This is a genomic window from Vannielia litorea (assembly GCF_018424695.1).
Lineage (GTDB): Bacteria > Pseudomonadota > Alphaproteobacteria > Rhodobacterales > Rhodobacteraceae > Vannielia > Vannielia litorea_A.
Genome location: NZ_QTNQ01000006.1, coordinates 1 through 12,364, shown reverse-complemented (window position 1 = coordinate 12,364; position 12,364 = coordinate 1). Strand labels below are relative to the sequence as shown.

At 62.5% G+C, this 12,364-nt stretch carries 7 protein-coding genes and 1 tRNA gene; 1 reads left to right on the top strand and 7 read right to left on the bottom strand.

Annotated features, from left to right (window positions below; translation table 11 throughout):
* Positions 1 to 10: 10 nt before the first annotated feature.
* The 7 genes from DYI42_RS03655 to DYI42_RS03625 all read right to left on the bottom strand — a co-directional run bounded on the left by DYI42_RS03655 (position 11) and on the right by DYI42_RS03625 (position 11,686).
* Positions 11 to 2,971 (bottom strand): DUF1156 domain-containing protein, encoded by a 2,961-nt coding sequence (locus DYI42_RS03655; protein WP_213544566.1) that lies wholly within the window; start codon positions 2,969 to 2,971, stop codon positions 11 to 13.
* A gap of 13 nt (positions 2,972 to 2,984) precedes the next feature.
* Complete coding sequence (locus DYI42_RS03650) at positions 2,985 to 3,812, bottom strand: hypothetical protein (protein ID WP_213544565.1); 828 nt, start codon at positions 3,810 to 3,812, stop codon at positions 2,985 to 2,987.
* Positions 3,809 to 7,321, bottom strand: coding sequence for a helicase-related protein (locus DYI42_RS03645; protein ID WP_213544564.1), 3,513 nt, complete (start codon positions 7,319 to 7,321; stop codon positions 3,809 to 3,811). The genes DYI42_RS03650 and DYI42_RS03645 overlap by 4 nt, the downstream gene beginning before the upstream one ends.
* A 469-nt stretch (positions 7,322 to 7,790) precedes the next feature.
* Positions 7,791 to 7,866, bottom strand: a tRNA-Thr gene (locus tag DYI42_RS03640).
* 43 nt (positions 7,867 to 7,909) lie between these two features.
* On the bottom strand, positions 7,910 to 9,442 hold the full coding sequence (locus DYI42_RS03635; protein ID WP_213544563.1) for a heme biosynthesis protein HemY: 1,533 nt from the start codon (positions 9,440 to 9,442) through the stop codon (positions 7,910 to 7,912).
* 14 nt (positions 9,443 to 9,456) lie between these two features.
* Positions 9,457 to 10,941 carry a hypothetical protein gene (locus DYI42_RS03630; RefSeq protein WP_213544562.1) on the bottom strand — a complete coding sequence of 495 codons (1,485 nt, stop codon included), beginning with the start codon at positions 10,939 to 10,941 and terminating at the stop codon, positions 9,457 to 9,459.
* A gap of 58 nt (positions 10,942 to 10,999) precedes the next feature.
* Positions 11,000 to 11,686 (bottom strand): uroporphyrinogen-III synthase, encoded by a 687-nt coding sequence (locus tag DYI42_RS03625; protein WP_213544561.1) that lies wholly within the window; start codon positions 11,684 to 11,686, stop codon positions 11,000 to 11,002.
* A 75-nt stretch (positions 11,687 to 11,761) separates the two neighbouring features.
* On the opposite strand from DYI42_RS03625, the gene DYI42_RS03620 reads away from it, so the two are divergent.
* Positions 11,762 to 12,364: tRNA (adenosine(37)-N6)-threonylcarbamoyltransferase complex transferase subunit TsaD (locus tag DYI42_RS03620; protein ID WP_369334179.1), on the top strand; the 603-nt coding region annotated here is incomplete at its 3' end.

Below are 12,364 nucleotides of genomic sequence, written 5' to 3'. Positions count from 1 at the left end.
TCGGAAACCCTTACAGTTCAAATCGTGCTTGCCGGTTCCGCCCTTCTAGCGAAACCGTGGCGGCCATCTGGCTCAACTCTGACCAGTCGGCGATCAGGGCGTTGTAGACCGTGGCCTCGGACGCCTCGCGCCGCTTGTTGGCGGCGATGTCATAGAGGCAATAGGCCAGATCCTTCACCGCCTCGGCCTGGGGCCCGAAGCGTTTCAGCAGCGCCGCGGTGTCGTGCGACAGGCCCTCCTTCTCGTGCAGGCGCACGAGGTGCTGCAGGCATTCCCACACGGTCAGATGCCCGTCCTCCTCGGGCGCCCAGTCGGGGTCGAGCTCGTCGCGCTTCAACAGCCGCACCTTGCCCGCCGCGCTTTCCACGATCCCGGCGTGCTTTGCGCTGTCGACCGAGATACCGCGGGCGCGGGCGAGGTTGTCGGCCACGCCATAGTCGCCCTTGCCCATGCCGTTCTGCTCGAACCAGGTGATGGCGAAGCGCGTGTCAGCGTCGAACTCGCCCTGGATGCCGCCAAGATATTCATCGAGCTCGGCATTGATCAGCTGCAGCGCGGTCTTGACCGTCATCGGGCTGTCGTCGGCCTCGAGAACGGCGGTGTAGCGCGAGAAGACGCCCATGCCGGGGCCGATTGCCGATTGCGGCATGTCGGCCGGGGCGATGTTGGCGGCCTGAAGTTCTGCGATGGCTGGAGGCAGCTCGCGTTTCAGCGCGCGGATGAACTCGGCGCGGGTGATTGTGTCGGCGGTCGCTTCCTTCTTTCGGCAGACAAGGACGACCGAGTTGGCAAGGGCATTGGTGCCAGAGGCAATCATGCGGTTCGCCATCTCGGTGCGCATCGGCCATGTGCCGACAACTGAATATCCGGCTTCGACAACAGCTTGCAGGAAGGTGGCCCATCCCGTGGAACTGATGCCTTCGTCTCTGACTTCGCTCTGTTTAAATGCGTAGTAGATTGTTGCGGGAAAGCCCGGCTGAGCCTGCTTCGAAAGTCGTTCAATCGCACTTCGCATTCCGTCGAGAAAGAACTTCTCCGCAGCTTCCCGCGAACCGTGTCGTTTCGGTGAGGCCACGAGTTCTTCTGACTTCGGTGTCACGAGCATTCCGAACACTTCTGGAAACATCGGTCGAAGCATTGGCCGAAGCCAGTTGTAGAAGAAATCAGAAAGATCGGAGTATTCGATGTTATCGTAGTATGGTGGGTCGCTTGAAACCACCATCGATTTTCCGATTGTCTGGTTCTGCGCATCCGACATGCGAACGCTCCCGCCATTGTTGGCTGGAAGTTGGGCAATAGCGGGCACCACCCAAGACAGTGCGCTATTGTATCCGCCGCCGGAATCACTGAAAGGATTGCCTTCCCCATAGTCCCAAGCCATTTGCATCGCTTGGCGCGAAAACAAGTTTCGAAGAGAGGCGGTTCTCGCGGAGCCTCCAGTGGAAGATTTGGTCCCGGCGGGTCCACTATCCCACGTGCAGAGAGAGTTGTTCCTGTCAGTGAAACGGCTGACCGTGAACGCTAAGTAGATCGCGACTGCTTCTGAATAAGCTCTTGCCCCATTTCCCGCTTCTCTAAGCGCTGCATCATCTTGAGAAAGTCCAGCGGCTTGGGCGTCTTTGAGAACTTCAAGCCTTGCGTCGTCAATCAGATCAACAAGGGTGTTAAGAGCAACAAGCTGACGTTCAGTAAAAGCATCACCAAAGGTGTCAATTCCGTAGTTAGACACGTTCACACGCGCCTTGCCCTGCAGTTTTGCTTCGGGCCGCCACTTCGGTGTTTCAGACGTAGCAATTCTTTCCTGTTCGGGAGTCGGGGAGACGTATGCACGTTCCCGATTTCCTTCCGCAACGATCGCAAGAAGCCGATGCCCAATCTTTCCCTCAGCACCAATTTTCTTGATGTAGTCGTAGGGAATCGGAGCATCCGAAATAATGCAGCGAAATGCCTTGCGCTTGCCGGCGGCCGTGCCTTCCTTGGCTCGTTCAATTTCGGCTGTAGTTCCGCCGTATCGAACACGATACGAGATCGACTTTTCGCCTTTGTCTATGACAGGCTCGATCCACGCCTCCCGGCCTTTCTTCGCACTTAACAAGAAGCTGGAGGCCAGCGGCACTTGGACATCCGCAAAGGCCGGGTCCGGGCTTGGCACCGTCCGCGCCCAGATCCAGGCGATCACCGTCGCCTTGCCACCCCCATACTCCTTCGGCAGGTCCACCTGCGGATAGAGATGCCCGATGCGCTCCCACGCCTTCTCGCGCATCCACTCGCCGTAGTATTTCACGTCCTCAGCCAGCCCTTCGGCGTTGCGGTAGTGGTTGCGCTCATTCCCGCCCGGATGGATTGGCTCCATGTCCTTGAACTTCGGCGGGATCTCGATCATAGCCTTGCCGATCATCACCGCCACCGGGTTCAGGTCGGACCCATAGGCGGGCAGGCCCAGCCGCTGTGCCTCGAGCGGGATCGACCCGCCGCCCGAGAACGGGTCATAGACCGGGGGCAGTTCGCCGCCGCAGCTGCGCCGGATCTCGGCCCGCGCGCGTTCCAGCACCTCTTCCTTGGTCGAGTTCTCCCACTTCACCAGGTCTTCGATGATGGTGAAGAGCCGCTTGCGCTCGATCTCGACCGCCACGTCCTCCAGCGTCGGCTCCGGTGCATTCGCCGCCGCGCCCTGCGCCGAAGCCTTGCTCTTCTCCCACGCCGCCAGCCGCGCGGGCAGCTCCGCCTCGGCCTGCTCGCGCAGTTTCGGATCGGCCATCAGCTCATCGACGCAGGACGAGGGATCATCCACCAACTGCGCGAACAACACCGCCCGACACGCCGCCAGCGGCCGGCGCGCCCACCACAGATGCAGTGTGGAGGGATGCCCATGCCGGATCGACTTCTCCCGCGCCGAGGCGGCGTTGATGGCCTCGAGCGGAATGGCGACTTCGATGAGTTTCTTCTTGTAGGTCTGTTCGCTAGTGCTCATCGCCTGGCCTCACTCATTTTCTTGGTTGTGCCACGACTATCTCAACTCCAAGACCGATGCGAACCATCTCTTTTATGACCAGAAGTTCCTCACTCGCAGCCTGCCGGCGTTCATCAACAGCAGGCCGGTCTTCCGCAAACCCTCGGCGCGTGCGTACACGGGCACGGATGTCATCCTCTGCGCTCCGCAGATTGGACGGTAACAGCGGTTCGACTTCTGCACGGATTTCCTCAAGGCTGCCCTCGAAAGTTCGGGCGCGGCGCTCAGACGCGCGCTGTTGAATGGAATCAACAACGTCGTCATAGGGCAGTGCCTTGACCTTCTTGGGCTCGGAACAGCGCCACGCTATCGACCGGTCGGACGCATATGAAACGTGGTGGTACTTGTCATCGGGGAGAGGGCCGATGTCCAATGGCGAGAAATATGCTGATCTCAAATGAACCTGTGCACGAAGATAGGCAGTATTGAACGCGTAGACCGAGGTTAGTGTTGAAGATGCATAGAACACACTTCCCGGTGTCCTGCGTTCAAGTTCCATTAATCTTGCGTGTTGTCGCGACTTGTCCCGGCGCATCAATGGCATTCGAAAGAACGGTGGGTGCAAGCCGTGCAAGTTGAGGGACGATATCTCCTTCGCGTTATTTCTCACCATCAGCATTGGTAGCTTGAATTGAAGAAATAGTGGGACGACAGGGAAGTCGAGCATGACATCGTACCCAAGCTGGGCTTCTTGAACCAGGTTCGGGAAAACCGGAGCCGTCGCTGGGCCGGTAGAAGAGGCCCGCACAAGGTTTTCAGTAAGCGCGTAGCCATAAGAAAACTCGGTGTACCCGATTATCAACTCGGCACCTCTCCACGCTCAAGGATTCGGCGCATGTTGAATTGAATAGCATTCTGATCAAATGGCGGCTCCCGCGTGTCTAGGGCGCCGCGAACATACCGTGGCTCCCGTGCGAAGCCGTTCTCGACCTGGACCACGGCCAGAATGAATTTGTCGGGCTCGTGGAGCGAGGTGATGACCTCCTGCCGGGTGATCATCACCGTGTCGGCACCGTCAACCCGTCCCTTAACTTCGATGAAACGCAGGTGATCCGCTTTGGGATCGTAGGATGCAATGTCGTAACCAACCTTTTGGGCGGAGACGTCGGTGGGCGTGTTCCCGAGCGTGCGCTCAGCCTCCATGACCGCTTCCATCGCTGCGATCTCGATCTTGCGGCGGGCGACGGGATCCTCGGAGAAGCCGTTCCCGGTTTCGGCAAGTTCACCCGCCGGCGCGCGCGCATTCAGAAGGCCACGCGGGATGACGACCATGCCGCCACGAACGCGAGGCGGCTGTGCGGAAATGAAGCGTTCCTGGTCGAGCGCCTCCAGCCGACGCTTCAGTCGCTCGGCCAGCTCTTCAGCACGGCGCTGGGCGTTCTGCCAGTTGAGGCGTGTCTTATTGCCGGCGCGCTCTTCTTCCTTCAGCTCGAAGGCGCGCGCGTCCCAGTAGTTGATCTCCTTCTTAAGGCGAGCCTTTACCTCCTGCTCGACCTTTTCGATCTCGGGAATGCGGCGCGCCTTGACCTCCGCGACATGCTTTTGAGCGAGCTCGACGGTGGCGAAGCGGACGGCGGTCTTTTCGAGGTCTGTGCGAAGCCAGTCCGCCTGCAGCAGATCCTCGATGCGCGCGATCTCTTCTGGAAGAGCGGGACGAAGGTTCAAGTGGGGCGCGATCCCGGCATTGGTCGCCGCGCCATTCCGTTCGATCGCAGCAAACTGCAAGCGCTCCGAGACGACGTGGGGTTTGCCTGTCGCTGTCGGGCGTCCGTCCTGAACGCTGTGCTCGAGCAAGAACAGCGCCGCAATCTCCTCGCCCGGATCGGTGTCATCCACCAAGATCGCGCCGCGTTTCATGAGGTGGTCGTACTGTTCGCGCACGAGGCTGATCACAGCTTCGAGCAGCGGGTGGCCCGGGCAGACGAAGGCCGCGACAGGCTGCTGGTTGATCTTGCTCTTCTCGAAGCAGATGCGCTCGTACTTCTTCTGGATCGGTGCGCCGCTGCCGATCTGGCGATCGCGCTCGCGGATGCTGAGTGGGACGTGCGTGATTTCCCAACGCCCCTCCTCGCGGCGCTTGATCTGGCCGCCGAGGTGCTTGAACGCCTCGACGAAGAAGCTCTGGATGTGATGGGGCTGGAGACGCTGCGCCTCGGCCCGCTCCATCTCGATCCGCAACTCGTGCACGCGGGTCGCAGGCATTGTGTCGTTGGTCAGCTGTCGGCGCTGAAGCAGATCCAGGAGATGCTGTTGATCGACAGCGCCGTCGACGGCCTGGAACAGCTTGGCCTTCACATCTTCCTGCTCGCCATATTGGATGGCCTGCACGAGCAAGTCGCGCAGCGCAGTTCCTTCGAACAGTTCACCGAGAACGTCGTAGACACGCCCCCCCAGAGCTTCACGTGCCGCTTCGAGCTTCTCGAGGAGGCGCGCATAGACCTCGCCTTCGCGGGTATCTGCGGCAACGAGGTTCCAGAGATGGCAGACCTCGGTCTGGCCAATCCGGTGAATTCGGCCGAACCGCTGCTCGATCTTGTTCGGGTTCCATGGCAGGTCGTAGTTGACCATCAGATGGCCGCGCTGCAGGTTTACGCCTTCGCCGGCCGCGTCGTTCGCGATCAGCACCAACATGTCTCGATCTTGCATGAAGCGCTCGACGACCTTGCGACGCTCCTCCCTCGTAACGCCCCCATGGATGACCTCGACGGAGTCCGGTTTGCCAAGTCGCGCGCGGATCTTTTCCACCAGGTAGTGCAAGGTGTCCTTTGGCTCGGTGAAGATGATCAGTTTTCGGCGATTTCCGTCGCTATCAATCATGAGATCATCGTCGAGGATACGGTCGAGCTGGGTCCACTTGGTATCCTTGCCCGAGCGCAAGACGTCCAGCGCCATGATTTCCAGTCCCTTCAGGGTCTGGACCTCGATCTCTAGCTGCTCGACGGTCTCAGCGGTGGTGGCACCGGTCGATATCTGGTCTTCAATGTCATCAACCTGATCTTGGCTATATTCGTCGATGTTCTTCAGAATCTCGTCAGTAACTTCGTGGGAGGCGAAAGAAGCATGGCTGCCCTTACGCGCAAGTCTTGCTTCCGCAAGCTCGTTCTCAAGCCTCTCTCGCCGCCGTTTCAACGACTCGTAGATAGCCGCAGGAGACGACGCCAGACGGCGTTGAAGGATTTGCAGAGCAAAGCCAACGTTGTTCCTCTTCCGTCCGTCTTGTTCTGCGAACCGCTGCACACGGTTCATTTCCGTTCGAACGTACTCTGTGACGGCACTGTATAGTGCGGCCTCTTCTGACGAGAGGTCATACTTGACCGTGTATGCCCGACGCTCGGGGAACAGCGGTCGACCATCGAACTTCAGAAGCTCTTCCTTGGTCAGACGACGCATCATGTCTGCGCTATCGGCATAGTGGACCCCATCGCGAAAACGACCCTCGAAGCGGTCTCCGTCGAGAAGAGCCATAAAGAGCTGGAAATCTTCCTCTTTGCCGTTGTGCGGCGTGGCGGACATTAGAAGCAGGTGTCGACAGACCTGGCCGAGTTGTTGACCCAGTTGATAACGCTTGGTGTATTTGACGTCTCCGCCGAAGTAGCTCGCTGACATGCGATGCGCTTCGTCACAGATGATCAGGTCCCATTCAATGGAGGACGCGAGCTTCTGCTGGAGATCATCACTCCGCGCAAGGACATCGAGGCGCGCGATCAAGTGTTTTCGATCGTTGAAGACGTTACCCGAGCGCGAAGTCTCGATCATGTCGCGGGAAAGGATGTCGAATTCGAGAGAGAACTTTTCACCTAGTTCGTCTTGCCATTGCTCCACAAGACTTCCTGGCGCGACGACGAGGCAACGTTCGAGATCGCTGCGGGCAATTAGCTCCTTGATAAGTAGGCCGGCCATGATCGTCTTGCCGGCTCCCGGGTCGTCGGCAAGCAGGAACCGCAGCGGTTGCCGTGGCAGCATTTCGCCGTAAACGGCCGTAATCTGGTGGGGAAGGGGGTCAACCAAGCTAGTGTGGATGGCCAGATAGGGATCGAAGTAATGGGCAAGCTTGATTCGGTTCGCTTCGGTGACCAGCCGGAGGAGACCTCCGTCCGCATCGAACGACCACGCGCGGCCTCGCTGTTCGACCGAGATGCGATGCTCGTCATCGCGATATAGGGTGGTCTCCGAAACGCTGTCGCCTGGCAATCGATACACAAGATTGATTGCCTGATCGCCGATCCATTCGACCGATACTGCTTCGACGGTTTGGTTAGGAACAACGCCGGCGACCGACGCTCCATTCCTGATGTCTTCCAGCTTTGCCACGCTCTTAAACGCTCACCTTTTGTACCAAGTCCCCGCTATCAAAGATCACTTCTGCGGCCGCCACGAGAGTTAGCGTAAATTGGCTACTGAAGTCCCATTAACGTGTGCGGTTCTAGTAGCGTTTGGAAACGTCCATGAACGTTTTCTTGCACATCAAGATCGTGAATGCCATCCGATGGTATGTCCCGTGGTTGCGGTGGCACGCGTCGCAAACGACAGCGTTTCGATACAGTTTTCCAGAAGGAACTCCTGCGAGGCATACTGGAGTCTTCGCCAGAGAACCAGCTCGTTGAGTAGTGCGGACCAACTCTCGAGCAACACTCACCGGGCGGTCGAAGCCCGGGTCATACCGTGGGCCGCCTGTAATGAAGCCAGAACCCAATGCCACCGCTTGGGTGGACTGTAGGGTGGACAGAATCCCCAAAGTATCCATTAGGGATCTGATTTTAATGATAAATATCTTTGAAACTGGTGCCGCTGAAGGGACTCGAACCCCCGACCCCATCATTACGAATGACGTGCTCTACCAGCTGAGCTACAGCGGCGACCGGCGCGGTCTATAGCGCGGACCCGGGATGTGGGCCAGCCCTATTTTGCCTTCTCTTCGGATGGATCCGCGTCCGATGGCGTGGCCTCTTCGTCCGGCCCGGGTGAGGTCTCGCCCTCCGTCTCCACGGTTTCGGCATCCTCCACCTCGTCCTCCTCCAACACCAGGGGCGCATCCTCCGGTTCCGGCTGGGGCGCGGGGCCGACGAGCAGGGGCAGCATTTCGACGCCGCCGGGCATGGTGACCTCGGCCCTGGGCGGCTCGCGCCAGCTCAGCGTGTCGAAGGCACCGCAGTTGTCGCAGGTGGGGGCCCACTGGCCGTGGATGTTCTGGCACTTGTCGCACACCCAGGCCGGGCCGCGCGGCGCGGTGAGGGCACGGGCAAGCCAGGCGCGCACCACGTGGTCGTCGCCCCCCTCGCCACGTTCCACAGCAGCCATGATGGTGAGCGCCCGCGCATTCGCCCCCTCGGCGCTGGCCAGCTGGGCCACGGCCTTGCGCGCAGCCGGAAAATCCTCTGCCGCAAGGTTCAACTCGGCGAGCAGCAGCTTGGTCTCCTCATGCTCCGTATGGAGGCGCAGCAGCGGCTGGAAGCGCTTGAGCCGGGCCTCCGGGCTTTCGTCCGGCTGGATCGCGGCAAAGGCGGCGGCCAGATCGGGGTGAGGCTGGGCGTCCCATGCCTTCTTGATGACGCGGGTGGCGTATTTCGGCTTGCCCTGTTCGATGTAGCCATGGGCGGCCATGACCGCCGCAGGCACGAGATCGGGCGAAAGACGGTTGGCCTCGATCCCGGCTTCCCGGGCCTCGATGGTGCTACCCTCTTCCACAACCTCCTTGGCCTCCGACAAGGCCAGCACCGCATCGCGGCGGCGGTGCACGTCACGCGGCAGGCTGCCGTGCTTCAGCTTGGCGTTCAGTGTCTTGCGGGCGCCCTTCCAGTCTGCGTGGCCGGCCTGAAGCTGCAACAGCGTGTCCTGCACCTCCTCATGCCCCGGCTTCATCGAAAAGGCCTTCTCGGCCAGCTTCAGCGCGGTGTCGGTGTCGCCATCGGCCAGCTTCTGCTTCATCAGCCCGCGCACGCCGACGAAGCGGGTGCGATCATCGGTGAGCATCGCCTTGTAGGCGCTCTCGGCGGTGCGCCTGTCGCCCACCTGTTCGGCGGCCTGAGCCGTGAGCAGGCGCGTGAGCTCGGGCTTGCCAAGGTAGCGCTCGGCCCGGTTGGCCTTGGTCAGGGCAAGCTGCCCCTCGCCCGAGGCCAGCGCCATCATGCCATCGGCCAGCGCCTCGTAGCCGCGCTTCTCCCGGTGCCGGTCGAAGTAGCGGCTCATCGCCGTTTCATCACCGTTGAGGAAGCGGACGACGGCCACCAGAAGGCCGGCCAGCTTGAGGATGAGCCACACGGCCAGCAGAAGGAGCAGCGCGCAGATGATCGCCACCAGCGGCGAGGGGGCAAATTCGATGGAGCCCACGCGGAGCAGCACCGAGGGGCCGTTTTCCATTACGAAACCAGCGCCCAGCGCGAGGGCCGCCACGATCACGACGAAGAAGAGAATCTTGAGAACCGACCAGAGCATGCGTCTGTTGTCTCCTAGTTACTTGTGAGCGTGGCAGCCAGGGCATCGGCCCCGGTCACGGCGTCATTGCGGCGGCTGGCCTGGGCGATCCACTGGTCCATCGCCGCCTGCCCGCCGGGGGGCAGGGCCGAGAGTTCATCGAGCGTGGTGGCAAGGTCACCGGCGTTCAGCGCGGCTTCGGCGCGGGACAGCACCGCATCGGGGTCATCCCCCTCCTTGGGCTCCAGCGACCGCGCGCCCACCTGACGCGTGATCCATGAGCCGAAGCCGCCGCCCTCTTCGCCCGCCGTTTCCTCGCGTGATACCTTGAGGGCATTGCGGGCCGCCGCGGGGAAACTTTCCTTCAGCGCATCCAGCGTCATCACGCCCTCTTCGGCATGGGCGGCAAGGCCCTCCGGGATCTCGGCAGACGAAATCCGGCCCAAGGCTTCGCTATAGGGCGTTCCGGCGTCGAGCGCCTGCTGAACGTCCAGAAGGGCGCTCTGTTCGGCGGCGCGCGCTGCGGCGGCAGCGGCCTCTTCCTGGCGCGCGGCAGCCTGCGCCTCGGTTTCCTTGGCCGCGTCGAGCGCCGCGTTCATCTGGCTCATCTGTTCGGCCACTTCGGCGCGCAGCGCTTCCACCTCGCGGCCATAGGCGGCCAGCGCGGCCTGGCTGGCCTCGTCGGTGGAGCCTTCGACCGGGGCCTTCTCTAGCGTGTCGATGCGGGCCGCCAGTGCTGCAACCGTCTCTTCCTGCGCCGCAACCGAAGCCTCTAGTGCGCTGGTGTCGACGGTTGCCGCAGGGGCCGATTCGAGCGCCGCCACTCGCGTGTCGAGCGCTGCGAGGTCTTCGGCAGAGGCTTTGCCTTCCAATGCCGCGCTGGTCCCGGCGGCAGCGTCTTCCTGCTGTGTCAGTCGCGCGCCCAGTTCGGCGGCAGAGCCGTCGCGGCCCCAGATCGCCCATGCGGCGGCAAACCCGATCAGGCCGGCGATGATGCCGCCAAAGATCATGGGCATGGCGCTGGCCTTTTGCGCCGCGTGCGCCGGGGCCAAGGGCTGGGGCGATTCTGCCTCCAGTTCGGGCTGCGCGCTCAGGTCGGGGATCTCTTCGGTCTCCGGCTCGGTCTCGTCGCCGGGGGCCTGATCGGCCTCCAAAGTGTCTGCACCCCGCTCCAGCGGGCCCAATTTCATCGGCTCGGAGGGCTTGAGCCCGGCCTCCGGGTCGGCGACCTCGCCGCTGGGGGAGTCTTCGGCGGCAAGCTCTTCCAACTCCGGCCTATCGCCGTCCGTGCCATCCGCCTCGCCATCTTCCGGGGCGTCAGCTTCTTTGTCGTCAGTGTCGGCGGCATCACCGGTATCCGCAGCACCCTCTTCCGATGGGTCCGATTCGGTATCTTTGCTCGCCACCTTCCCCGCGGGAGCCTCCTCGCCAGCAGTATCCTCGGCAGTCGACGCTGCCATGTTATCGTCGGCTTCGCTGCTGTTGTCGTCTGGCTTTTCGTCCGAACCCGCCACGTCCATTCCTCTCGTCACTTCGCTGCGCTGCCGCAGAACACCCTAGCCTGCCGCCCGCATCGGCTCAACCGACCTCGCGGACAACGGCCTCCAGCATCGCTTCGGCGTCAGGGCGCTCTGCAACCGCCGCCTCGCCGGGCCATTCCCGCGCCACTGCCCTACTCAACGCCACAACCCGCAGATTCGCACCAAGATTTCTGACTTCTGCGGCCAAAAGCCCTGCCGTGCGCGGTGAGAAGAGGGGCGCAACCATGGGTTCACCGGTGGCAATCCGTGCGGCCACGGCAGGGTCCAGCGGCAGCGCCGGCTGGTCATAGATCACCACGTTCCGGCAGCGATAGCCCAGCACACCGAAGAGCTGTGCAAGATCCACCCGCTGATGCGTGCCATGCATGTGCCAGAGCGTCGGCACCGGTTGTTCGCGGCAGACGATCTCCGGCAGGCGCACCGCCGCGCCGCTGCCCGCCCGCGCCTCGAAGCCCAGCGCCTGCGCAGCCTGTGCGGTGCGCTCACCCACGCACCAGGCCCGCCGCCCTTCACCGCGTTGGTAGGGCGCAAAGGCCTCCACGGCGCTCACTGATGTGAAAATCACCGCATCCTCGGGCCCCGGCAGCGCCTCCGGCTCCACCGGCACGATCTCCATCAGCGGGCTAAGCAGGATCTCCACCTCGCCCAGTTCGCGGCGCAGCGCCGCGGCAAACTCCGCCGCGCCCCGGGCCGGGCGGGTGAGCAGAACGGGCAAGCGGTTCACAACGCAACCCAAGCGGGATAACAACGGTCAGCCATCTGCGCGGGTGATGCCGCGCGACCCCTCAAAAGGCAAGACATGAGCGCGCTGACCGTCCTTGGCATTGAATCGAGCTGCGACGATACCGCCGCCGCCATCCTGCGCTGGGACGGCACAGAGGCCCGGATTCTGTCTTCCGAGGTGTCCGGCCAGACCGATCTGCACGCGGCCTTCGGTGGCGTGGTGCCGGAGATCGCCGCCCGTGCCCACGCCGAACGGCTCGACCTGATGGTCGAGCTTGCGCTGGAGAAGGCGAGCCTGGGGCTGGATGCGCTCGATGCCATCGCCGTCACCTCCGGCCCCGGCCTCATCGGCGGTGTCGTCTCGGGGGTGATGTGCGCCAAGGGCCTGTCGGCCGCCACCGGCCTGCCGCTCATCGGGGTGAACCACCTCGCGGGCCACGCGCTCACCCCGCGCCTCACCGACGGGCTCGCCTTTCCCTACCTGATGCTGCTGGTCTCCGGCGGGCATTGCCAGTTTCTCATCGCCCACGGCCCTGACAGCTTCGAGCGGCTCGGCGGCACAATCGACGACGCGCCGGGCGAGGCCTTCGACAAGTCCGCCCGCCTGCTCGGCCTGCCCCAGCCCGGCGGCCCCGCCATCGAACAGGCAGCTCGGGATGGTGACGAAACCCGCTTCGCC

What these genes read in the sequence shown, in the direction of transcription:
- DYI42_RS03635 (WP_213544563.1), bottom strand. Translation starts at nt 9,442, where the DNA reads ATGCTCTGGTCGGTTCTCAAGATTCTCTTCTTCGTCGTGATCGTGGCG.
- DYI42_RS03655 (WP_213544566.1), bottom strand. Translation starts at nt 2,971, where the DNA reads ATGAGCACTAGCGAACAGACCTACAAGAAGAAACTCATCGAAGTCGCC.
- DYI42_RS03630 (WP_213544562.1), bottom strand. Translation starts at nt 10,941, where the DNA reads ATGGACGTGGCGGGTTCGGACGAAAAGCCAGACGACAACAGCAGCGAA.